Origin of the sequence: Streptomyces sp. NBC_00385 (genome assembly GCF_035917155.1) — a bacterium.
Taxonomy (GTDB): Bacteria; Actinomycetota; Actinomycetes; order Streptomycetales; family Streptomycetaceae; genus Streptomyces; species Streptomyces poriferorum.
The window spans coordinates 3,553,346-3,576,129 of record NZ_CP107951.1 but is presented as its reverse complement, the minus strand read 5'-3'; the positions used below and the strand labels follow the sequence as shown (position 1 = coordinate 3,576,129).

The following is a 22,784-nucleotide window of genomic DNA, read 5'->3' as shown; positions in this document are numbered from 1 at the left end:
GACATGATCACCACTCTGCTTGTGGCCAACCGGGGCGAGATCGCCTGCCGGATCTTCCGCACCTGCCGCGCGCTCGGCATCGCGACCGTCGCCGTGTACTCCGACGCGGACGCCGGCGCGCTGCACGTACGGGAGGCCGACACCGCCGTACGGCTGCCGGGGGCCGCGCCCTCCGACACGTACCTCCGCGGCGATCTCGTGGTCGCCGCCGCCCTCGCGGCGGGCGCCGACGCCGTCCACCCCGGATACGGCTTCCTCTCCGAGAACGCCGGATTCGCCGCCGCGGTGCAGGACGCCGGGCTCACCTGGGTCGGTCCGCCGGTCAAGGCCATCGAGCTGATGGCGTCCAAGACCCGCGCCAAGGAGCTGATGGCCGCCGCCGGGGTTCCGCTGCTCGCCCCCGTCGACCCGGCCGCGGCCCGCGCCGAGGACCTGCCGCTGCTGCTCAAGGCGGCGGCGGGCGGCGGCGGGCGCGGCATGCGGATCGTACGGGAACTGGGGGATCTGCCCGGCGAGTTGACGGCCGCTGCGGCCGAGGCGCTGTCCGCGTTCGCGGACGGCGAGGTGTTCGCCGAGCCGTACGTGGAGCGCGGCCGGCACGTCGAGGTCCAGATCATGGCCGACGAGCACGACGGCGTCTGGGCGCTCGGCACCCGCGACTGCTCGCTCCAGCGCCGCCACCAGAAGGTCGTCGAGGAGGCCCCTGCGCCCGGCCTCGACGACGGACTCCGGGACCGGCTGCACGACGCCGCCACGGCCGCCGCGCGAGCCGTCGGCTACCGGGGCGCCGGCACCGTCGAATTCCTCGTCGCCGCCGACGGACGTCCGTACTTCCTGGAGATGAACACCCGCCTCCAGGTCGAACACCCCGTCACGGAGGCCGTGTTCGGCCTCGACCTCGTCGCCCTTCAGCTGCGGGTCGCGGAGGGCGAACCGCTGCCGGCCGCCGTGCCCCCGCAGCCCACCGGGCACGCCGTCGAGGCCCGGCTCTACGCCGAGGACCCGGCACGGGGCTGGCAGCCGCAGACCGGAGCGCTGCTCGCACTCGACGTGCCGGCCGAGCCGGGCCTGCGCCTGGACACCGGATACACCGGCGGCGACACCATCGGCGTGCACTACGACCCGATGCTCGCCAAGGTCATCGCCCACGCCCCCACCCGCACCGAAGCCGTACGCCTGCTCGCCCGCGCCCTGGAGCGCACCCGCATCCACGGCCCGGTCACCAACCGCGAGCTCCTCGTACGCTCCCTGCGCCATCCGGACTTCGTCGCCGCACGCCTCGACACCGGCTTCTACGACCGGCACCTGGCAGCCCTGACCGCCGCGCCCGATGAGAGCGGCCAACGGCTCGCCGCCACCGCCGCCGCCCTCGCCGAAGCCGCCCGCCGCACCACCGCCACCGGCGGCGTCGCCCGCTTCGGTGCCTGGCGCAACGTCGCCTCGCAGCCCCGGCTGCGGCGCTACCGCGGCGAACCCGACGGCCGTGAGTACGACATCACCTACCGCACCACGCGCGAAGGCCTCGCCCTTGAAGCGGGCACCCGCGTCGTCGCCGCCCGCCCCGGCCACGTCACCCTCGAAACCGGCGGTGTCACCCGGCACTTCGCGGTGGCCAGCGAAGGCGACCGGGTGTACGTCGACACCGCCACCGGCTCGTACACCTTCACCGCCCTGCCCCGCTTCACCGACCCCACCGATCGCACCGAACCCGGCTCCCTGCTCGCCCCGATGCCCGGCACCGTCGTCCGCCTCGCGGACGGACTCGCGACCGGGACCGCCGTCGAGGCCGGGCAGCCGCTGATCTGGCTGGAGGCGATGAAGATGGAGCACCGCATCCTCGCCCCCGCCTCCGGCACCCTCACCGCCCTGCACGCCGCCCCCGGCCTCCAGGTGGAGGTCGGCGCGCTGCTCGCCGTCGTCACTGACGCACAGGAGGAACCGACCGCATGAGCACCGTCCTCGAAACCGAAGAGCACCAGGGCCTGCGCGCCGCCGTCGCCGCACTCGGACAGCGGTACGGGCGCGACTACATGACCTCCGTCGTCCGCGACGGCTCCCACCCGCGCGAACTGTGGGCCGAGGCCGCGAAGCTCGGCTACCTCGGCGTGAACCTCCCGGAGGAGTACGGCGGCGGCGGCGCGGGCATGGCCGAACTCTCGATCGTGCTGGAGGAGTTGGGGGCGGCCGGATCCCCACTCCTCATGATGGTCGTCTCACCCGCCATCTGCGGCACCGTGATAGCCCGCTTCGGTACCGACGACCAGAAGCGGCAGTGGCTCCCCGGCCTCGCCGACGGCAGCCTCACCATGGCCTTCGGCATCACCGAACCCGACGCCGGATCCAACTCCCACCGCATCACCACCACCGCCCGCCGCGACGGCGAGGAGTGGGTGCTGAGCGGCCGCAAGGTCTTCGTCTCCGGCGTCGACATCGCCGACGCGACCCTCATCGTCGGGCGCACCGAGGACGCCAGGACCGGCAAGCTGAAGCCCTGCCTGTTCATCGTCCCGCGCGAGGCCCCCGGCTTCCGGCGCTCCCACATCGAGATGGAACTCCAGGCCCCGGAGAAGCAGTTCGAACTCGTCCTCGACGACGTACGCCTGCCCGCCGACGCGCTCGTCGGCGAGGAGGACGCCGGACTCCTCCAGCTCTTCGCCGGACTCAACCCCGAACGCATCATGACCGCCGCGTTCGGGATCGGCATGGGCCGGTACGCGCTGGGGCGTGCCGTCGAGTACGCGAAGACCCGCCAGGTGTGGAAGGAGCCCATCGGCGCCCACCAGGCCATCGCGCACCCACTCGCCCAGGCCCACATCGAACTCGAACTGGCCCGTCTGATGATGCAGAAGGCCGCCCGGCTCTACGACGACGGCGACGACATCGGCGCGGGCGAGGCCGCCAACATGGCGAAGTACGCCGCCGGGGAGGCCTGCGTCAAGGCGGTCGACCAGGCCGTGCACACCCTGGGCGGCAACGGTCTCACCCGCGAGTACCGCCTCGGGTCCCTGATCACCGCGTCCCGGGTGGCCCGGATCGCGCCGGTCAGCCGGGAAATGATCCTGAACTACGTCTCCCACCAGTCCCTGGGCCTCCCCAAGTCCTACTGAGCCCACCGGCTCCCGCTCATCGTTCACGGCCCGCTCTGCCCGCGTCGAAGGGAACCGCCATGGTGTTCCACAGCGAGTACGAAGACGTTCCGGCCCTCGAAACGCCCATCCACGAAACGGTCCTCGGCGGGGCCGCGGCCTTCGGTGACACCGTCGCCCTGATCGACGGAACGAACGGCCTCTCCGTCACGTACGCCCAGCTCGACACGTTCCACCGCCGCATCGCCGCCCACCTCGCCGAGGCGGGGGTGCGCAAGGGTGACGTCCTGGCCCTGCACAGCCCCAACACGATCGCCTACCCCGCCGTCCTCTACGGCGCCACGCGCGCCGGAGCGTCGGTCACCACCGTGCACCCGCTGTCCACGGCCGAGGAGTTCGCCCAGCAGCTCAACGACTCCGACGCCCGCTGGATCGTCACCGTGTCCCTGTTCCTCGACGTCGCCCGCCGGGCCGCCACGCTGGCGGGCGGCATCCAGGAGATCTTCGTCTGCGACCGGGCCGAGGGCCACACCTCCGTCCTCGACATGCTCGGCTCCACCGCCCCGGAACCCGACGTCGAGTTCGGCCCCCAGGACGTCGCCGTCCTCCCGTACTCCTCCGGGACCACCGGCGCCCCCAAGGGCGTCATGCTCACGCACCGCTCCATCGGCACCAACCTGGAGCAGCTGCGCCCCTTCATCCCCATGGAGCCCGGCCACAGCATCCTGGCCGTTCTCCCCTTCTTCCACATCTACGGGCTGACCGCCCTGATGAACGTCCCGCTGCGCTGCGGGGCCACCGTCGTCGTGCTGCCCCGCTTCGACCTCGACCAGTTCCTCGGCGTGATCCAGGAACACCGCATCACCGGGCTGTACGTGGCCCCGCCCATCGTCCTGGCCCTCGCCAAGCATCCGGCCGTCGGCGACTACGACCTGTCCTCGCTGGAGTACGTCGTCAGCGCCGCCGCGCCCCTGGACGCCGACCTCGCCGCCGCCTGCTCCGCCCGCCTCGGCATACCGCCCGTACGTCAGGCGTACGGCATGACGGAACTCTCGCCCGGCACCCATGTCGTGCCCCTCGAAGCCGAGAACCCGCCGCCCGGGGCCGTGGGGAAGCTGCTGCCGAGCACCGAGATGCGGATCACGTCCATCGAGGACCCCGGGACGGACCTCGGCATCGACGCCGACGGCGAGATCCTCATCCGCGGCCCCCAGGTGATGAAGGGCTACCTCGGCCGCCCCGAAGCCACCGACGCCATGATCGACGACGACGGCTGGGTGCACACCGGCGACGTCGGACGCGTCGACGCGGACGGCTGGCTCTTCGTCGTCGACCGGGTCAAGGAACTCATCAAGTACAAGGGCTACCAGGTCGCCCCCGCCGAACTCGAAGCGCTCCTCCTGACCCACGCGTCGATCGCCGACGCGGCCGTCATCGGCGTGAACGACGCCGACGGCAACGAGATCCCGAAGGCCTTCCTCGTACGCCGGCCGGCCACCCCGGACCTCACCGCCGAGGACGTCATGGCGTATGTCGCCGCACATGTCGCCCCGTACAAGAAGATCCGCCGCGTGGAGTTCGTCGACGCGGTACCGCGTGCGGTCTCGGGGAAGATCCTTCGCCGTGAACTGCGCGACAGGGAGAAGGAGAGGCAGCAATGACCCTCGCCCCACCCACCCACGACCGGGGCATCACCACGCTCACCCTCGACTCCCCGGCCAACCGCAACGCCCTGAGCGCACCGCTCGTGGCCGGCCTGTCCGAAGCCCTCGCCGCCTGCGCGGCGGACGACACCGTACGGGCGGTGGTCCTGACCCACACCGGCAACACGTTCTGCGCGGGCGCGGACCTCAGGGCGCCGGCCGACCCGCACGCCTTCGTCGCCCTCATGAGGCTGATCATCACCCTCCCGAAACCGGTCATCGCCCGGGTCACCGGCCACGTCCGGGCGGGCGGTCTCGGACTGCTGGGCGCCTGCGACATCTCGGTCGCCGGACCCGACTCCTCCTTCGCCCTCACCGAATCCCGCCTCGGCCTCGCCCCCGCCGTCATCTCCCTGCCGCTGCTGCCCCGCCTCGACCCCCGCGCGGCAGCCCGCTACTACCTCACCGGCGAACGCTTCGACGCGGCCGAGGCTGCCAGGACCGGCCTCGTGACCCTCGCCGCCGAAGACGTGGACAAGGCGCTCGTACCGGTACTCGACGGGCTGCGCAGAGCCTCGCCCCAGGGGCTGGCCGCATCGAAGGAGCTGGTCACGGCTACTGTGCGGGAGACTTTCGACCAGTACGCGGAAGACCTCATCGCCCGCTCCGCGGCACTCTTCGCCTCCGACGAGGCACGGGAGGGGATGACGGCCTTCCTGGAACGACGGGATCCCGCATGGCTGCTGTGACACCACCCAAGCAGGACCGCAGCCGTGCCACCCGGCAGAGGCTCCTCGAAGCCGCGGTGGCCTGCCTCGCCGAACACGGCTGGGCAGGCTCCACCGTCTCCGCCGTCGCGGAGCGCGCGGGCGTCTCCCGCGGCGCCGCCCAGCACCACTTCCCGACCCGCGAGGACCTGTTCACCGCAGCCGTCGAGTACGTCGCCGAGGAACGCTCCGCCGCCCTGCGCGCCGTCCCCGACCAGGACCGCGCCGAGGTGGTCGCCGCCCTCGTCGACCTCTACACCGGCCCCCTCTTCCGCGCCGCGCTCCAGCTCTGGGTCGCCGCCTCCAACGAGGAACAGCTCCGCCCCCGCGTCACCGAACTCGAAGCCCGCGTCGGCCGCGAGACCCACCGCATCGCCGTGGGCCTCCTGAACGCCGACGAGACCCGCCCCGGTGTACGGGAAACGGTCCAGGGGCTCCTCGACATGGCCCGCGGCCTGGGCCTCGCCAACGTCCTCACCGACGACACGGCCCGCCGGGGGCGGGTCGTGGCGCAGTGGGCGGCGCTGCTGGACGGGGCGCTGGGCCGATGAGCGGGCGGCGCGCCGCCGTCAGGCGCGTACGGCGGTGATCTCCAGGCCGTTCCCGGCCTGGATCCTGAGCGTTCTGCCGTCCCAGACGACGGGCAGCGGCGTGGGTGTGGTGTCCACCGGCGAGCCGGCGTCGACGGGGCCGGACTCCTCGTCATGGCCCCACTGGAGGGTGAGGGCGGCCTTCTCGCCGACCGTGGCGGGCAGGCCGGACGCGGCCCATACGTTCTCGGAGGTCCGGCCGTCGACCCGGACCACCAGCTCGCTTCCGGAGAGTTCGAAGGAACCCGTCTCGTCGTCCCCGTCGAGACTCCACCGGCGGCCCGTGAACTCGATCCGCTGATACGCGTCGTTGACCTGTCCCTGCGGGGAGTACGAGAGCTTCCAGGCACCGCTGACGAAGGCCTCGACCGCCGCCCCGGCGACCGTCGGCCCGGCGGCCGGCTTGCCCGCCGCGCCCGGTGCCTCCAGCGATCCGTCGGAGCCCTTGTCCCTGGAGCAGGCCGCCAGGGCGACCGCGAGCAGGCCGATTCCCCCGTATCGGAGCGCGTCCCGTCTTCGGACGACCTTCCGTAACTGCCGCATGTCGTCGAGCATGGGGTCCCGCCTTTCCCTGGTTAGGACCGGTCTGTCATGGTCCGGAGCCAGAGTGTGTCCCAGGAATCGCCTTGGTGTCAGCGAGTTGCGCGTATATGGTCCGCAGCATGAGCGGCACCACCACACCCCCCTTCCCCGAGCACATCGAACTCACGGGCGAGGGGCTCGTCCTGCGCGACTGGACGGAGGCGGACCTGGCCGCGATGCCGGACCTCTTCGACCACCCCGACGTCGCGCACTGGACCCCGATCGTCTCTCCCTTCGGCGAAGAGGCCGCGCGCACGCGGCTGGACAAGGCCCGGCAGCTGCGGCGGGAGGGCACGACGGTCCTGCTCGCCATCACCACGGACGGCGGGGCCGCGCTCGGCGAGGTCATGCTGCGGCGCGCCCCCGAGGGCAACGAGATCGGGTACGCGGTCGGCCCCGCACACCGCGGCCAGGGCCTGGCCGCGCGGGCGGTGCGGGTGATGGCCGCGTACGCCTTCGAGGAACTGGGCGTGGAACAGGTGATCCTGGAGCTGGAGGCCGAGAACGCGCCCAGCGTCGCCGTGGCGAAGAAGACCGGCTTCCGCCTGCTCGACGTGCCACTGATCAAGGGCGAGGAGAAGGGCCGGCCGTTCGTCCTGCAGACGTGGGGCCTGGACCGTCCCTGACACGTCTGGTTCGTGAACTTCCCCTGGAGGGCATGGGCATGACCACGTACGAGACGATGCCGTTCCACCTGGAGACCGAGCGGCTGATCCTGCGCCCGTGGTCCGACGCGGACGCCGCCGAACTCCGCGCCCTCCGCGCCGAACGCGGCGAGGGAACGTCCACGCTCGAGTACACCCGGAACCTCATCGCGCAGCTGATCACCGCGACCGAGACGACCGGGATCGCCCTGCTGCCCATCCAGCGCCGCGACGAGGGCGACTTCATCGGCTACTGCGGACTCATCATCGGCCGCTCCACCCTGGAGGAGCCCGAGATCGCCTACGAGCTCTTCCAACGGGTCCATGGCCACGGCTACGCCACCGAAGCCGCCCGCGCCGTGCTCGACGCCGCCGCGGCGACCGGGCGGGAGCGGATCGGGGCGACCGTCGACGCGGGGAACGCCGCGTCGTTCCGCGTCCTGGAGAAGCTCGGGTTCGTGCGGGACCGCGTCACCGTGGAGGACAAGGGCGAAGTGGTCTGGCTGACGCGCCCGTTGACGTGACGCCCGGCGGCGTGCGTCCGGGAATATGCGATGCTGCGCGCTCAGGCCCTCGCGCTCCCGCCCGCCGCCCGGGCCGTTTTCACCGCACACGTGGGCTGCTGAGGAACCGGGGGAATCATGGGTGACTACTTCCAGTCGATCGTCGACCTCGACGCCACCGAGCGGGACGCGCAGGAGCTCGGGGCCCGGGTACTGGACTGGCTGATCGCGGAAGGAATCGTGGCCGCCGAGCGCACCGACTGCGTCCTGGGCGGCGACGGATACGGCCACGCGCCCGGCCCGCACTTCACCAAGGCCGTCGATGACCCGGAGCCGGTCGACCTGTGGTCCAACGGACTTCACGTCCAGACCGGCCGTACGGTCTTCGACAGCGGCCAGGGAGAACCGGGCGCGGCCACCTGCCCGCTCTGCCGGACCGAGATCCGGCTGGTCGACGAGGTGTGGGAGCCCATCGAGTCCGCCTGGGACCCCTTCGACGGGCGGTTCCAGGACTGGGCGGAGGAAGGCGGCGAAGGAATCGTGCACTGCCCGTCCTGCGGAGGTTCCTCCGGCATCGACCGGTGGAGCTGGGAGGACGACTACTACGCGTGCGGGCACCTCGGGTTCACGTTCTGGGGCTGGGCGGAGCTCACCTCCGGCTTCACCCGCGAGGTCGGCCGCAAGCTGGGCGGCCACCGCACCGTGCTCCTCGCCGGAAAGCTGTAGAGCGCGGGCCGGCCGCCGGCCGGGCATCCGTCGAGGACGGGATGCCCGGCGCGCGGACTCGGGATCGGTCGGTCAGCTGGTCCAGAGGACCGGGCTGTCGCTGTACGCGTCACCCTCCTCGAACGAGGCAGCCGCGATGGGGTCGGTCTTCGTGGCGCTGAGCGAACAGGTCTCGTACGACGCGCCCTTGGCGGCGAATTCGCGCGGTGCCGACTCGCTGTCGCACTTGCCCGGGAGGTCACCGATCAGGATGACGCCCGTGGGGCCGCCGCCCGCCAGCTTGCCGCGCAGCTTCAGCGACGAGTAGGACAGGTCGGTGCCGCCGACGTTCTCCACCTTCATGCGGATGTAGTAGGGCGTCATGCCCTTCGCCTTCTCACCGAACGCGGCCATGTCGGCCTCGGCGCCCTTTTCGATCGCCGTGACCGTCACGGCGATCGTGCCCTTCTTCTCGGTCCCGTACTTGAACGGCAGGATCGCCCGGTCACCGATCTTGAGCTTCGTGCCCGGAGCGGCGACGTCACCGCCGGCGGGGGCGGCGGCGTCGTCGCTGGGATCGGCGGACGGGCTCTCGCCGGCCGGGTCGGACGAAGCCGGGGCGGAGGCCGAAGGCGATTCCTGTGTCGATGCCGAGTCCTCGCCGTCGTTGCAGGCCGTGAGACCGAGCCCCAGGGTGGAGGTGAGGGCGACTGCGAAGACGATGCGTCCCTTGTGTGTCATTTTGACCTAACTGGCAGTGAGGGCTGCCCTGGACGACAGCCGGAACGTTCAACAACTGGGCGACGCCCCCGGCCGTGCGACCGGGGGCGTCGGAGCGCCACGTCGACAGCGGTGCGTCAACGAGGCGCGCCGCGACGCCCATCCCAGACTGGGGCGGGAATGACACAGGCTCGCCACAGGCACGGCACAGATGCGCGACGGGTGCGACCAGGTCACCGCGCCGGACCCGCACACGACCGGGCGGTGGGCTCCACCGTCCGCGTCCGCCCTCTCCGGACTCGCCGGCAACGGTCGCCTCTACCGCCGTGGAGGACGCCGCGCATCCCGCCGCGGTACGGTCCGGCCGGACCGTACCGAGCCACGGGGGCACTGATGGGTGACTACTTCCAGACGATCGTCGACACGGAGATCTCCGGGGCGGACGCCGTGCCCATGGCCGCGCGCATCGTCGAATGGCTCGTCGCCGAGGGGGTCGTCGGGCCCGACCGCACCGAGCCCGTTCTCGGCGGCGGACCGGGGTACCCGCCGGGGCCCCGTCACCGCGCGGTCGTCGACAGCGCCGGCTGGAGCGAGCCGTGGCAGGCGGGCGGCCTGGAGGTCGTGACCACCCGCACGGTGTTCGACGCCGGGCAGTACGCGGAACCCTCGGGCGCCGACTGCCCGCGTTGCGCAAGGACCACCGAGTTCCGCGACGAGGAGACGTGGGACGACATCCCCGGCGCGTGGGACCCCTTCGCCGTCGCCGAGGGGGCCTGGCTCGCGGGTGCCGACGCGCCGGTCCGCTGCGCGCACTGCCGCGCCGAGTCCCCGCTCACCGACTGGACCGGCATGGACAGCGCCTTCGCGTACGGCAGCCTCGGCTTCACCTTCTGGGGCTGGCCCGACCTCACGCCCCGCTTCCTCGCCGAGTTCGGCCTCCGCCTGGACAAGCACCGCACGGCCCACGTGCGCGGCAAGATCTGACGGACGGGGGCGCGGAGGCGCCACGCAACCCTCCGCCCGTCAGAGCCTGCTCCGGGCCTCAGTTCCCGAGGTCCGCCAACTGCTCGTATCCGTCGATCTCCCGCGGACTGCGCGTCGACGGGCCGACGTACTTCGCCGACGGGCGCACCAGGCGCCCCGTCCGCTTCTGCTCCAGGATGTGCGCCGACCAGCCCGCCGTACGCGCACACGTGAACATCGACGTGAACATGTGCGCCGGAACCTCCGCGAAGTCCAGCATGATCGCCGCCCAGAACTCCACGTTCGTCGCCAGCACCCGGTCGGGGCGCCGTGCGTGCAGCTCCTCCAGCGCGGCCTTCTCCAGCGCCTGCGCCACCTCGAAGCGTGGTGCGCCCAGCTCCTCGGCTGTCCGCCGCAGGACGCGGGCGCGCGGGTCCTCGGCCCGGTAGACGCGGTGGCCGAAGCCCATCAGGCGCTCGCCCCGGTCCAGGGCCTGCTTCACGTACGCGGTGGCGTCGCCGGTCCGCTCGATCTCCTCGATCATGCCGAGGACCCGGGACGGCGCGCCCCCGTGCAGCGGGCCCGACATCGCGCCCACCGCGCCGGACAGTGCGGCGGCCACGTCGGCGCCGGTGGAGGCGATGACGCGGGCGGTGAACGTCGAGGCGTTCATGCCGTGCTCGGCGGCCGAGGTCCAGTACGCGTCGATGGCCTTCACATGCCGCGGATCCGGCTCCCCGCGCCAGCGGATCATGAACCGCTCCACGACGGATCCGGCCTTGTCGATCTCGCTCTGCGGCACCATCGGCCGGCCCTGTCCGCGCGCGGACTGCGCGACGTACGACAGTGCCATGACGGCGGCCCGCGCCAGGTCGTTGCGGGCGGTCTCCTCGTCGATGTCCAGCAGCGGCTTCAGGCCCCACACGGGCGCGAGCATCGCCAGGGCGGACTGGACGTCGACCCGGATGTCACCGGAGTGGACCGGGATCGGGAAGGGCTCGGCGGGCGGCAGGCCGGGAGCGAACGCCCCGTCGACCAGCAGTCCCCACACGTTGCCGAACGACACCTGGCCGACGAGATCCTCGATGTCGACGCCTCGGTAGCGAAGCGAACCGCCTTCCTTGTCGGGTTCGGCGATCTCCGTTTCGAACGCGACGACTCCTTCGAGTCCGGGTACGAAGTCGGACATCAGGCGGCTCCCTCGGATCGGCGGCTGCGGGCGGGCCCCAGGGCCCACCCAAGATACTGGCGGGTTCCGACGTGACCGGGAAGCGTGACATCCGGCACAGCCTTCCCGTTCCACCGCGTTACGGCGGGGCGGACCTCCTTACGACCTGTGTCCGGCCGCTGCGGCAGGATGACACCGTGCCCACCGCAGACTCCTCCTTCGATTCCACCACTGATCCGGCCGCGATGCGCGAGCAGTACCGGTCCGAGGCCTTCTCCGAGGACCAACTCGCCGCCGATCCGATGCGGCAGTTCGCCCACTGGTTCCGGCAGGTCGCCGCCGGCGGCATGCTCCACGAGCCGAATGCCATGGTGGTGTCCACGGCGACCCCCGAGGGCCGCCCGTCCTCCCGCACGGTCCTGCTGAAGATGTACGACGAGCGCGGCTTCGTGTTCTTCACCAACTACGACTCCCGCAAGGGCCGGGAGCTCGCGGCCAACCCGCATGTCTCGCTGCTCTTCCCCTGGCACCCCCTGGCCCGCCAGGTCATCGTCACCGGCACCGCCGCCCGCGTCCCGCGCGAGGAGACGGTCGCCTACTTCCGTACCCGCCCCCACGGATCCCAGCTCGGCGCGTGGGCGAGCGAGCAGTCGACGGTGATCGGCTCCCGGGAGGAGCTGATCAGCCGCTACGAGGAGCTGGAGAACCGCTACCCGGAGGGCGAGAAGGTCCCCGCGCCGCCGCACTGGGGCGGCTTCCGCGTCGTCCCCGACACGATCGAGTTCTGGCAGGGCCACGAGAACCGCCTCCACGACCGGCTGCGGTACGTGAGGGAAAGCGGCGCGTGGCGCGTGGAGCGGCTCTGCCCGTAGAACGCGGGACGCCGCCTCCGACATGCAGAAACCCGCAGGCTCTGGTCCCTCCTTGCGGAGGAGCCGGCCGGACTTACCGGCGAGCCTGCGGGTCGGTGACTGCTTGGGTTTCGGCAGACGAGCCTGCCGAGGTGCACTGTGTGCGACGACGGGCTGTCAGCCCGCAGCCACCTCACGAATCCGATAAGACTGCACTTTTCGGATCACCTCCTTTCAACGTGTAAGACCACCTTAGGAACGTCCCCCGGGCCCGCACAACCGAATTATCGAAGCGATTGATTTCGGGGAAGTCGCTGTGTGCTGGGTCACGTTCGAGTTCAATGGTCTGACGTGCGGCAATGGCGGACACGACCTGTCGGGGGTCCGGGATGAGCGCTTCCACGACCAGCGGAACGACCGATGCTCTCGGTCCCGACGGCCCCGGTCCGGTGTCCGGGGCGGAGCTGCTGGCGGCTCTCCTCGACGGGATGGACGCGGCCCTGTGCGCCTTCGACGCGGACGGGACCGTCACCCACTGGAACCGTGAGGCCGAGCGCATCCTCGGCTGGTCCGCGGAGGAGGCCGTCGGGCGGCCCGGGTTCGCCGGCTGGGCCGTGCGGCGGGCGGACGCGGGTGAGGTGCAGGGACGGCTGATGGCCGCCATGGACGGGCCCGGTCGGCAGGTCCACGAGTTCGCGCTGCTGCGCAAGGACGGCGGGCGGGTGCTCGTACGGACCCAGTCGGCCGGGGTGCGGAGCGCCGACGGGAAGCCCGCCGGGGTGTACTGCGCGTTCAGCGAGGTCCATGCGCAGATCGATCTGGAGCGGTCCATCGCGCTGAGCGAGGCGCTGTTCGAGGACGCGTCGTGGGGTGTCGTCCTCGTGGACGTCGACCTGCGGCCGACCGTCGTCAACGCGCACGCCGCCCGCGCGCTGGGCGGTGGCCGGACGACGCTGCTGGGACGGCCCCTGGGCGAGCTGATCGTGCAGGGCGTAGAGGACCTGGAGGGCGCCCTCCAGCACGTACTGGCCGAGGGCGCGCCGCCCGCCCCCGCCGAGCTGTGCGTCACGCTGCGGACGGGCGACGGCGACCGGCGCCGCTGCTGGCGCAGCGGATTCCTGCGGCTGGCCTCGCCGCTCGCGGAGGAACCGGTGCCGCTGGGCGTCGGCTGGCTGTTCCAGGACGTGACGGCGGCGAAGCTGGCGGCCCAGGAGGCGGACCGGGCCCGGTTCAGGTCCAGCCAGCTGCACCGGGCCTCACGGTCGGCCGCCGAGTGCGAGGACCCGATGGAGGCGGCCACGTCGTCGCTGGACTACGCCCTCGCGGGCTTCGCCGACCACGCGCTGATCGACCTGGTGGCGGGCGACCGCCTGGTACGCGCCGCGGGAACCCCGTCCGACGCCCCGGGCCCGTGCCTGCCCGTGGCCGGCGGCGGCATCCCGTTGCGGTACGCCCCGGGCCACCCGGCCCTCCAGGCCGTGGACCGCACGGGCTCGGTGCGGGCGTCGGCGGGTGCCGGGTCACCGCAGGCGGCAGGGGAGTGGGCGACGGAACGCCGCTGGCCGTCCGACGCGGTGCACGCGCTGTGCGTGGTGCTGCGGAGCCGGGGCCGGACCCTGGGCGTGGTGACGTTCCTGCGCTCCTCCCACCGCGCCGCGTTCGAGCGCCCGGACGCGGTGTACGCGGAGAGCGTCGCGGACCGGGTGGCGGCTTCGGTGGACCTGGGACAGGTGGTGGGGGGCGGGGCCGGGCCGTCGGGGGACTGAGGCCGGGGAGCGGGCGCCCTCAGACGCCGGCCGGCAGAAGCTGCCGGCGGAGGCGGGTGAAGGCGGTCGGGCCGGTGCGGTGCGGCAGGAACTCCTTGATGTGCTGCGCACAGGCGCGCGGGCTCGCCGTACCGGTGTCGCACTCCAGGTCGTAGTCGCCGTGGGCGTGGACCGCGTCGTACTGGAGGGCCGCGAGCCCCGGCGGGCGGTCGCCCCGGGCCAGCTCGCGGCGGACCAGCTCGTCCAGCGGGCAGCGGACGCCGACGAACAGGACGTTCTCGGGCGGCAGCACCGTCAGGCAGTCGAGCAGCCGCCACGGCTCGCTCAGCACATGGTCGACCACGACGTCGTTGCCCACCGCGGCCATGGCCGCGATCGAGCGGTGGAAGCCCATCCTGGTCCGGCGCAGCGCGGCGTCGAGCTCCTGCGCCCCGAGCTCCCGTTTGGTGCGCATCGCGTTGAAGCTGTCGACGGCCAGGTGGAAGAAGACGCCGTCGTCGAGGATGTCCAGCAGCTCCCGGGCAATGCTGGACTTCCCCGAACTGGACGTCCCGTTGAGGAAGATGATCCGGCCGGATGTCATGGCGGCATGCTCGCACGGTGGCCCGACGGGCGGGCCGGCCGGGCGGGCCGGCCGGGCGCTCAGTGGCGGTAGAAGATCCGGTCCGCGTACTCCGTCATCACGCGCCCGTTCCACTCGTGGCCCCCGTCGACGTTGCCCGACCGCAGCAGCGGCGGCTCGACGCCCCGCTCCAGCAGGCTCTCCGCCGCGGCGGCCATCATCGACTGCATGATCGCGCTGGTGACGACCGTCGACGCGGGAGCGAAGGGGGCCTCGATGCCGTCGACGTCCAGTTCCGCGTCGCCGATGGAGATCTTGCTGTCGAGGACGATGTCGCAGTGGTCCCGGAGGAATCCGCCCGAGCTGTGCCGGGAGCGGGTGCCTTCCGCGTACGCGACCGAGGTGACGCCGATGACCTTCAGGCCCAGCGCGCGTGCGTTCAGCGCCATCTCGACCGGCAGGGCGTTGCGGCCGGAGAGCGAGATGATCACGAGGACGTCGCCCGCCTTCGCCGGGCTGGAGTCGAGCACCGCGCCCGCGAGGCCGTCGACCCGCTCCAGGGCGGAGCCGAGGGTCGCCGGCATGACGTCGACGCCGAGGGTGCCGGGGACGGCCAGTACGTTCATGAGGGCGAGGCCGCCCGCGCGGTAGACGACGTCCTGGGCGGCCAGCGAGGAGTGCCCGGCGCCGAAGGCGAAGAGCCTGCCGCCGTCCACGACGGTGTCGGCGATCGCGGCACCGGCGGCCGCGATGGAGCCGGACTCCTCGTCGCGCACCCGCTCCAGCAGGCCGATCGCTGCGTCGAAGAACTGACCGGCCAGCTTGCTTTCGCTCATCGAGGAGGGCCTTTCCGGCGGAGTGGGGGTGATCGCGGGACGTCCTTGCCGCCGATCACGTTGCGGTCTGGACCAGTGACATGTCAATACCGCACAGGGCGTTCCGGGCCCCGCGGGGACAGCTCCTTCGGACGGTGAGGCACGGTTGTCGGCGCTATGCGTCAGAATTGGACGAGGGCCAGCGCACGACTGCATCGAGGGGCACGAATGTCCGGACTGATCGACACAACGGAGATGTATCTCCGCACCATCCTCGAACTCGAAGAGGAAGGCGTGGTCCCCATGCGCGCCCGGATCGCTGAACGGCTGGACCAGAGCGGTCCCACCGTCAGCCAGACGGTGGCGCGGATGGAGCGCGACGGCCTGGTGCAGGTCGCGGGAGACCGGCACCTGGAGCTGACGGAGGAAGGGCGCCGGCTGGCGACCCGCGTGATGCGCAAGCACCGGCTCGCCGAGTGCCTGCTCGTCGACGTGATCGGCCTGGAGTGGGAGCAGGTCCACGCCGAGGCGTGCCGGTGGGAGCACGTGATGAGCGAGGCCGTGGAGCGGCGGGTGCTGGAGTTGCTGCGCCACCCGACCGAGTCCCCGTACGGGAATCCCATCCCGGGCCTGGAGGAGCTGGGCGAGAAGGCCGAGGCCGACCCGTTCCTCGACGAGAGCATGGTCAGCCTGGCCGAGCTCGACCCGGGCGCCGACGGCAAGACCGTGGTGGTCCGGCGGATCGGTGAGCCGATCCAGACGGACGCCCAGCTGATGTACACGCTGCGGCGGGCGGGCGTGCAGCCCGGTTCGGTGGTCAGCGTGACGCAGTCGCCCGGCGGAGTGCTGGTCGGCAGCAGCGGCGAGGCGGCTGAGCTGGACTCGGAGGTCGCGTCGCACGTGTTCGTGGCGAAGCGCTGAACGGGGCGCGGGGCTCAGCAGTTCTGAAGGGACGTGCGGCGCTGCATCCGGTGCGGCGTTGAACGTGGCGGTGCTCGGAAGATGAGCTGCGCCGAAGTGCGGGTGGCGGACGATCAGCGGTTGCTGACGTCCGTTTTCCGTTTTTCCGTCCGGAATTGCAGCGCCCGGACGGATCGCGTGCCAGTCTGTGGCTGAGGGATACCTGAGAGTGTCGGCCGTCTGGCCGCGCGGTCGGGGAGGGGAGCAGGGAATGCGCCCGTCGTACTGGCATGTCCGGCCTGCGCACCGGGAGAGGGCTCCCGCAGACCCGCAGGCCCGGTCCGCGCACGCGGCCGTGGCGAGCGGCCCTGAAACGGCGGATGGCCCCGGCGCCGCAAGGCGCCGGGGCCTGTCCTCCCCTGTCCCGACCTGGAGCCCCGAGCTCTCGAGGTCGGTTCCCGCGAGCCCTCATCCCCGAGTGGCCCGCCTCCCGGAGAAGATCTCCCCTCCGTGGCCGACGTCAATCCTGAGAGGCGGTCACTCGAACGAGCGGTGTTGTGTGCCGGAACCCGGTTTTCGAATAAAGGTTCGATAGTCTGGCCGACGCGACCACATGGTGATCGAGGGACCAGAAGGGGGTGCCAGAACAGATGGTGCGGCGCATCGATGTGACCGGAACCGACGGCGTACGCCTCGCGGCCTGGGAGTTCGCAGACCCGCCCAAGGGGCCCGGGGAAGCGGAGCGCCCCGGAGGTGTCTTACTGCTCCACGGACTGATGGGCCGGGCCTCGCACTGGGCCTCCACCGCCCGCTGGCTCGCCGAGCGCCACCGTGCGGTCGGCCTCGACCAGCGCGGACACGGCCGCAGCGAGAAGCCGGCCGAGGGCCCCTACACCCGCGAGGCGTACGTCGCCGACGCGGAAGCCGCGATCGAACAGCTCGGCCTCGCCCCCGTCACCCTCGTCGGGCACTCCATGGGAGCGCTCACCGCCTGGCAGCTCGCCGCGAAGCGCCCCGACCTCGTCCGGGGCCTGGTCATCTGCGACATGCGGGCCTCCGCGCTGGGCGCGGCCTCGCAGCGGGAGTGGGAGGACTGGTTCACGTCCTGGCGGCTTCCGTTCGCCACCCTGGCCGACGTACGGAAGTGGTTCGGCGAGGACGACCCCTGGGTGGAACGGCCCAATCCGGCCCGCGGTGAGTTCTTCGCCGAGGTGATGGCCGAACGGGCCGACGGATGGCGGCCCGTCTTCTCCCGCCGGCAGATGCTCCGGTCCCGCGCCACCTGGGTCCACGACGCGCACTGGGAGGAGCTGGCCCAGGTCCGCTGCCCGACCCTGGTCCTCCGCGGCCTGGACGGCGAGCTGGGGAGGGCGGAGGCCCAGGAGATGGTCCGGGTGCTGCCCCGCGGGCAGTACGCGGAGGTGGCCGACGCCGGACACCTCGTCCACTACGACCGGCCCGAGGGCTGGCGCGCCGCGGTCGAACCCTTCCTGGAGCAGCTCGCCGAGGACACCCGGGACGACCGGGAACCGGTGGCACCCTAAGGGCTGTCCCGCGGATCCCGCCCGGACGGCCCCGCCCGTCACCCCTTGCTGACCGCCGTCAGGATCTCCGGCAGCCGGTCCGCCGTGCGGGGCGCGGCGACCCGCAGACCGGCCCAGGCGATCAGGGCCCCGTAGGCGGCGCCGCCCGGAAGCAGGAGCCACAGCCCGTCCTTCGCGTCGGAGAGATGCAGCCAGACCGTCAGACCGATCACGGGGGAGCACAGCAGCGCCGCCGAGACCATGCCGCCGAAGATCGAGATCCAGGCGAGCCCGGCCTGCCCGGGCGCCACGTTCTTGAACGCGCCGTCCTGCGGGATCGAGTACGGGAAGCTCGCCGAGGCCACCGCACCCGTCGCCAGCATCGCGCCCAGCAGCGCGAACGACAGCCCCATGACCCCCGGCAGCGCCGCCCAGTCCCCGAGCACCGCCGCCGTCAGGACCGTCACCAGAACCGTGTACGGCAGGGTGATCAGCAGCAGGGCCAGGGCCCGGGCCCGCAGTTCCAGATACGCGTCACGGGTCGAGGAGATCGTCAGCGCCACCATCCAGAACGCCGAGGTGTCCTGCCCGAACTGGTTGTACATCTGGATGCCGAGCATCCCGGCGCCGAAGCACGCGAAGTACAACGACCCCGTGCCCTGGAGGGCGTTGAACAGCGGCACGATCAGCCCGATCGCCAGCGCCGTCACCCAGGCGGCCTTGGTCTTCGGGTCCCGGGCGACGTACCGCAGGCTGCGCCGCATCACCGTGCCGGTGCGTCCCTCGGGGAACAGCGCCCAGAAGCCGGAGCCGTCCGTGCCGGACCTCGTGCGGGCCGGTTCGGCGGCGGAGAGCGTCGAGCCGTCCGGCTCCGTCATCAGCTTCTCCAGGCTGCGCCGCCACAGCACCAGCAGCAGGACGAGTGCGGCCGCGGAGAGGAGCAGTTGCACGGCGGCCCGCCCGTACGCCCCCTGGGAGGCGGAGTCCACCGAGCCGATCGCCGAGGCGGGCGGCAGCCAGCGCACCACGTCCGCCGCCGGGTCGAGCGCGGAGAGCCCGCCGGCCCGACTGAGCCGCTGGATACCGAAGTTGACGCCCTGGATCCCGACCGCGATCACGAGCCCGCTGAGCACCGCGAGATCGCGGCCCTTGCGCGAGGTCAGCAGCCGGGTGTTGGCCGTGGCGACGGCCCGGGCCAGTGCGACGCAGACCAGCAGGGTCAGCGGGGCCGCGAGGACGGCGAAGACCACCGCGCCCGCCCCGTGCGCCAGCGCGGTCACCGACCCGGCCGCCAGGCAGAGCGTGAACAGCGGGCCGATGCCGACCAGCGACGACACCAGGAGCGCGGTGATCAGGGGGCGGGGCCGCAGCGGAAGCATCACGAGACGGCTCGGGTCGAGGGTCTCGTCACCGGCGGCGAAGAAGAGCGGCATCACGGCCCAGCCGACCGCCAGCACCGCGGCCAGCAGCACGACGAGGGAGCCCGCGTGGGCGTTGCCGCGCAGCGCGATCAGCTCGATCAGCTGGCCCAGGGCGATCAGCAGGGTCGCGACGACGGAGGCGATGTACACGGCCCGGCGGCCGGCCGACTGCCGCAGCCCGTTGCGGAGCAGGGCGAGCTTCAGTCGTACGAGAACGGGGACCAGCTCCGTGCCGCCGGCCGGGCGGCTCGTGCGGGGGCCGGAGCCGGCCGGGGCGTCGAGCACGGTCATCGGGCACCGCCGAGCCAGTCCAGGGCGGCGCTGTCGTCGCGGTCGCCCGCGCCGACGAGTTCCAGGAAGGCGTTCTGCAGCGAGGACGCGTCGCCGCGGACCTCGGCGAGGGTGCCCTGGGCGCGGATGGTGCCCGCCGCCATGACGGCCACCCAGTCGCAGAGCGACTCGACGAGCTCCATGACATGGCTGGAGAAGACGACGGTGGCCCCCGAGCCGGTATATCGCTCCAGCACCCCGCGAATGGTCTGCGCCGACACCGGGTCGACGCCCTCGAACGGCTCGTCCAGGAACAGCACTTCGGGGTTGTGCAGCAGCGCGGCGGCGAGCCCGATCTTCTTGCGCATGCCCGTCGAGTAGTCGATGACCAGTTTGTGCTGGGCGCCCGCCAGGTCCAGGACGTCCAGCAGCTGGGTGGCCCTGCTGTCCACCTCGACGCCGGGCAGTCCGCGCAACCGGCCGGTGTAGCCGAGCAGTTCACGCCCCGAGAGGCGCTCGAAGAGCCGCAGGCCCTCGGGCAGGACGCCGATGCGGGACTTCACCTCGACCGGGTCGCGCCAGACGTCACGGCCGCCGATCTCGATCCGGCCCAGGTCCGGGCGGAGCAGACCGGTGACCATGGACAGGGTGGTGGTCTTGCCGGCGCCGTTGGGGCCCACGAGACCGATGAACTTGCCCGCGGGCAGCACCAGATCGATCCCGGCGACCGCGGTGTGTTCGCCGAACCGTTTCCACAGTCCTTCCACCCGTACCGCGGGCGATTGCGCCCGCGGTACGTCGGGCTCGACGGCCCGGTCGGCGCCGTCGCTGTCTGTCCGGTCCGGCATGCTGCACGCCCTTCGAAGTCCCCGTACTTGGGGACACCCTACGAAAGGCGCCCCCGCGCGTCGGCGGCTTCGCGTCCGCAGGCGTACGCGAGCGGGCTGATGAGCTCGTCCACCTCGGGCAGCCAGCGGTTGGCGGTGGAGGGGCTGCGGGCCCACTGCACCACCCCGGTGCCGCCGACGCGGGTCGGCGGGGCGGCGAGGTAGTGGCCCTCGCCGATTCCCCGCAGACCGATGGCCGTGGCGTCCCAGCCGACCCTCCGGACGAGGCCGTCGGCCTTGGCGGCGGCGCCCGGCAGGACGAAGAACTGCATCCGGCGGTCGGGGGTGCGGGTGACCGGGCCGAGCGGCAGGCTCATCCGCTCCATCCGGGCCAGCGCCAGGAAGCCCGCCGACTCCGGAACGTCGATCGCGTCGAAGGCGCGTCCGGCCGGCAGCAGGATGGAGGACGGGGGGTACTGGGACCACATCCGGCGGGCCGCCGCACCGCTGCCGGTGGCCCGGCCCGCCCAGTCGGCCCGGGTCGGATGGGCGCCGGGCGCCGCGCAGCCCGCCTCGCCGCACGAGCACCGTTCCGTGCCGCCGGCCGGCTCCAGCCAGGTGCCCGGGCACACGTCCCAGTGCCGCTCCTCCGCGTACCGCACCGCGGCGTCGAGCAGCTGCTCGGCTCGCTGTTGGGGGATCTGTGCGGCTTCCATGACTCCGATGGGCTCTTCCACGCACAGCACAACTCCCGCCGCCACCTGGGGTTACGGGCGTGGCGGACGCGGTTACGGTCCATCGCTTCCGCATGTGGGGCGCACTGGTGCACGGGTGGGGGCGCGCGGGAGGGACGTGGGCGGTGGGCGGGTAGCCACATACCGGAGATCCGGCACAGGTCGTTCGGCATCCTAGGGTGCGTGCCGGGAGAATAAGGCGGAGACGCCTCAAAAGTGACCAACACGATGAATCGGCGAATTTCTCAGGCATATGTCGGGCAGTGATCCTTTACCGATCACTGCGGCCTCAGGGGGACACACATGGCAGCCAGGCCTCTCGTCGCACGCCAGCCGAACGAACGGCTCCAGGCGCTCATTCAGGAAGCCGGATGCTCCAACGCGGGCCTCAGCCGCCGCGTCAACATGGTCGGGGCCGAGCGCGGGCTCGACCTCCGTTACGACAAGACCTCCGTGGCCCGCTGGTTGCGCGGACAGCAACCACGCGGCAGGGCACCGGGCATCATCGCCGAGGCGCTCGGCCGCAAGCTCGGCCGTACGGTCACGATCGACGAGATCGGCATGGCCAACGGCAAGAACCTGGCCTCCGGCGTCGGTCTGCAGTTCGCCCCTACGGTGGTCGGGGCGATCGAGCAGGTCTGCGAGCTGTGGCGCAGCGACGTCGGCCGCCGCGACTTCCTGTCCGGTTCCGCGGTCGCGTCCTCGGCGCTGGTCGAGCCCAGCAGGGACTGGCTGATCACCGGCGCGGATCCGCAGGTGGCACGGGTGGCCGGGGCCAGGGTCGGGATGCCGGACGTCGAGGCGGTGCGGGCGACGACGGCGGCGCTGGTCGACCTGGACCACCGCTTCGGCAGCGGCCATGTGCGGCCCGTCCTGGTCCACTACCTGAACAGCGTCGTCTCCGGATTACTCTCGGGCGCGTACCGCGAGTCGACCGGGCGGCAGTTGTTCGCCGCGGTCGCGCGGCTCACCGAGCTCGCCGGGTACATGGCGATCGACACGGGCCAGCCGGGCCTCGCCCAGCGCTACTACATCCAGGCGCTGCGCCTCGCGCAGGCGGCGGGCGACCGCGCCTACGGGGGCTATGTGCTGGCCGCCTCGATGAGCCATCTCGCCGCTCAGCTCGGCAATCCGCGGGAGATCGCCCAACTGGCCAGGGCGGCGCAGGAAGGGGCGCGCGGCAGGGTGACGCCGCGGGCGGAGGCGATGTTCTACGCGGCGGAGGCGCGCGGCCACGCGCTGCTCGGGGACGCCCGCACCAGCCAGGCGGTGGCGGGCCGGGCGCTGACGGCGCTGGAGCAGGCCGATCCGGAGAGCGGGGACGATCCCGACTGGATCACGCACTTCGACCACGCGTATCTGGCCGACGAGCTGGCGCACTGCCACCGTGACCTCGGCCAGGCGGAGGCGGCCGCGCGCCGGGCGAAGGAGGCGCTGGGCGGCCTTCCGGAGTCCCGTGCCCGCCGCCGGGGCATCGGCCTGGCCCTGCTGGCCGCGGCGCAGGTGCAGCTGCGCGAGGTGGAGCAGGCCTGCCACACCGGGACGCGGGCGATGGAGCTGCTGGGTACGGTGCGCTCCAGCCGGGGCGCGGAGTATCTGGACGATCTGCAGCAGCGCCTGGTGCCGTACGGGGACGAGCCCGCGGTAAGGGAGTTCGGCGCCCGTCTGGAGCTTCAGGCGGCCTGACGGGAGGACGTGTCCGGTCCCGCTGTGCGCGGGCGCCCCCTTAACTGCGTCGTGAGGC

At 72.3% G+C, this 22,784-nt stretch carries 22 protein-coding genes; 14 read left to right on the top strand and 8 right to left on the bottom strand.

Annotated features, from left to right (window positions below; all coding sequences use genetic code 11):
* Positions 1–3 precede the first annotated feature (3 nt).
* Genes OG959_RS15770 through OG959_RS15750 form a run of 5 tightly spaced genes read left to right on the top strand, consistent with a single transcriptional unit; the run spans position 4 to position 6,047 of the window.
* The gene (locus OG959_RS15770; protein WP_326658913.1) at positions 4–1,950 is read left to right on the top strand and encodes an ATP-binding protein; all 1,947 of its coding nucleotides are present in this window, start codon (positions 4–6) and stop codon (positions 1,948–1,950) included.
* Positions 1,947–3,107, top strand: a complete 1,161-nt coding sequence (locus OG959_RS15765) for an acyl-CoA dehydrogenase family protein (RefSeq protein ID WP_326658911.1) — start codon at positions 1,947–1,949, stop codon at positions 3,105–3,107. Before OG959_RS15770 ends, OG959_RS15765 begins: the two co-directional genes overlap by 4 nt.
* A gap of 59 nt (positions 3,108–3,166) precedes the next feature.
* On the top strand, positions 3,167–4,747 hold the full coding sequence (locus OG959_RS15760) for a 4-coumarate--CoA ligase family protein (RefSeq protein ID WP_326658908.1): 1,581 nt from the start codon (positions 3,167–3,169) through the stop codon (positions 4,745–4,747).
* Positions 4,744–5,478, top strand: coding sequence for an enoyl-CoA hydratase family protein (locus tag OG959_RS15755; protein WP_326658906.1), 735 nt, complete (start codon positions 4,744–4,746; stop codon positions 5,476–5,478). Before OG959_RS15760 ends, OG959_RS15755 begins: the two co-directional genes overlap by 4 nt.
* Positions 5,466–6,047: a TetR/AcrR family transcriptional regulator gene (locus OG959_RS15750; protein WP_326658905.1), complete on the top strand. Its 582-nt coding sequence runs from the start codon at positions 5,466–5,468 to the stop codon at positions 6,045–6,047. The genes OG959_RS15755 and OG959_RS15750 overlap by 13 nt, the downstream gene beginning before the upstream one ends.
* An 18-nt stretch (positions 6,048–6,065) precedes the next feature.
* On the opposite strand, the gene OG959_RS15745 is transcribed toward OG959_RS15750, so the two are convergent.
* Complete coding sequence (locus OG959_RS15745; protein ID WP_326658902.1) at positions 6,066–6,641, bottom strand: hypothetical protein; 576 nt, start codon at positions 6,639–6,641, stop codon at positions 6,066–6,068.
* Between the two features lie 107 nt (positions 6,642–6,748).
* Between OG959_RS15745 and OG959_RS15740 the strand changes: the two genes are divergently transcribed.
* The 3 genes from OG959_RS15740 to OG959_RS15730 all read left to right on the top strand — a co-directional run bounded on the left by OG959_RS15740 (position 6,749) and on the right by OG959_RS15730 (position 8,541).
* Positions 6,749–7,294: a GNAT family N-acetyltransferase gene (locus OG959_RS15740; RefSeq protein WP_326658901.1), complete on the top strand. Its 546-nt coding sequence runs from the start codon at positions 6,749–6,751 to the stop codon at positions 7,292–7,294.
* Positions 7,295–7,332: 38 nt separating this feature from the next.
* Positions 7,333–7,836: a GNAT family N-acetyltransferase gene (locus tag OG959_RS15735; RefSeq protein WP_326658899.1), complete on the top strand. Its 504-nt coding sequence runs from the start codon at positions 7,333–7,335 to the stop codon at positions 7,834–7,836.
* A gap of 117 nt (positions 7,837–7,953) precedes the next feature.
* Entirely contained in the window at positions 7,954–8,541 is a 588-nt protein-coding gene (locus OG959_RS15730) for a hypothetical protein (RefSeq protein WP_326658897.1), read from the top strand.
* Positions 8,542–8,613: 72 nt separating this feature from the next.
* Here the strand turns inward: OG959_RS15730 and OG959_RS15725 are convergent, their stop codons facing one another.
* Positions 8,614–9,261, bottom strand: coding sequence for a hypothetical protein (locus tag OG959_RS15725; protein ID WP_326658895.1), 648 nt, complete (start codon positions 9,259–9,261; stop codon positions 8,614–8,616).
* A gap of 372 nt (positions 9,262–9,633) precedes the next feature.
* Here OG959_RS15725 and OG959_RS15720 point away from each other — a divergent pair, with 372 nt between their 5' ends.
* On the top strand, positions 9,634–10,224 hold the full coding sequence (locus tag OG959_RS15720) for a hypothetical protein (RefSeq protein ID WP_326658893.1): 591 nt from the start codon (positions 9,634–9,636) through the stop codon (positions 10,222–10,224).
* A gap of 58 nt (positions 10,225–10,282) precedes the next feature.
* Here OG959_RS15720 and OG959_RS15715 read toward each other — a convergent pair whose 3' ends face one another.
* On the bottom strand, positions 10,283–11,392 hold the full coding sequence (locus OG959_RS15715) for a citrate synthase 2 (RefSeq protein ID WP_326658891.1): 1,110 nt from the start codon (positions 11,390–11,392) through the stop codon (positions 10,283–10,285).
* A 224-nt stretch (positions 11,393–11,616) separates the two neighbouring features.
* On the opposite strand from OG959_RS15715, the gene pdxH reads away from it, so the two are divergent.
* Positions 11,617–12,243, top strand: coding sequence for a pyridoxamine 5'-phosphate oxidase (pdxH, locus tag OG959_RS15710; RefSeq protein ID WP_326666408.1), 627 nt, complete (start codon positions 11,617–11,619; stop codon positions 12,241–12,243).
* Between the two features lie 368 nt (positions 12,244–12,611).
* Positions 12,612–13,988 carry a PAS domain-containing protein gene (locus OG959_RS15705; protein ID WP_326658889.1) on the top strand — a complete coding sequence of 459 codons (1,377 nt, stop codon included), beginning with the start codon at positions 12,612–12,614 and terminating at the stop codon, positions 13,986–13,988.
* 19 nt (positions 13,989–14,007) lie between these two features.
* On the opposite strand, the gene OG959_RS15700 is transcribed toward OG959_RS15705, so the two are convergent.
* On the bottom strand, positions 14,008–14,571 hold the full coding sequence (locus tag OG959_RS15700; protein ID WP_326658887.1) for a chloramphenicol phosphotransferase CPT family protein: 564 nt from the start codon (positions 14,569–14,571) through the stop codon (positions 14,008–14,010).
* Between the two features lie 59 nt (positions 14,572–14,630).
* Complete coding sequence (locus tag OG959_RS15695; protein WP_326658884.1) at positions 14,631–15,386, bottom strand: SIS domain-containing protein; 756 nt, start codon at positions 15,384–15,386, stop codon at positions 14,631–14,633.
* 207 nt (positions 15,387–15,593) lie between these two features.
* Here OG959_RS15695 and OG959_RS15690 point away from each other — a divergent pair, with 207 nt between their 5' ends.
* Complete coding sequence (locus OG959_RS15690; RefSeq protein ID WP_219570496.1) at positions 15,594–16,286, top strand: metal-dependent transcriptional regulator; 693 nt, start codon at positions 15,594–15,596, stop codon at positions 16,284–16,286.
* Between the two features lie 629 nt (positions 16,287–16,915).
* Complete coding sequence (locus OG959_RS15685) at positions 16,916–17,809, top strand: alpha/beta fold hydrolase (protein ID WP_326666407.1); 894 nt, start codon at positions 16,916–16,918, stop codon at positions 17,807–17,809.
* Positions 17,810–17,847: 38 nt separating this feature from the next.
* Here the strand turns inward: OG959_RS15685 and OG959_RS15680 are convergent, their stop codons facing one another.
* Genes OG959_RS15680 through OG959_RS15670 form a run of 3 tightly spaced genes read right to left on the bottom strand, consistent with a single transcriptional unit; the run spans position 17,848 to position 21,022 of the window.
* The gene (locus OG959_RS15680) at positions 17,848–19,500 is read right to left on the bottom strand and encodes a transporter (protein WP_326658881.1); all 1,653 of its coding nucleotides are present in this window, start codon (positions 19,498–19,500) and stop codon (positions 17,848–17,850) included.
* Positions 19,497–20,327, bottom strand: coding sequence for an ABC transporter ATP-binding protein (locus tag OG959_RS15675; RefSeq protein WP_326658879.1), 831 nt, complete (start codon positions 20,325–20,327; stop codon positions 19,497–19,499). Before OG959_RS15675 ends, OG959_RS15680 begins: the two co-directional genes overlap by 4 nt.
* A gap of 38 nt (positions 20,328–20,365) precedes the next feature.
* Positions 20,366–21,022 carry a bifunctional DNA primase/polymerase gene (locus OG959_RS15670; RefSeq protein WP_326666405.1) on the bottom strand — a complete coding sequence of 219 codons (657 nt, stop codon included), beginning with the start codon at positions 21,020–21,022 and terminating at the stop codon, positions 20,366–20,368.
* A 321-nt stretch (positions 21,023–21,343) separates the two neighbouring features.
* Here OG959_RS15670 and OG959_RS15665 point away from each other — a divergent pair, with 321 nt between their 5' ends.
* Positions 21,344–22,726 carry a transcriptional regulator gene (locus tag OG959_RS15665; protein WP_326658877.1) on the top strand — a complete coding sequence of 461 codons (1,383 nt, stop codon included), beginning with the start codon at positions 21,344–21,346 and terminating at the stop codon, positions 22,724–22,726.
* Positions 22,727–22,784 lie beyond the last annotated feature (58 nt).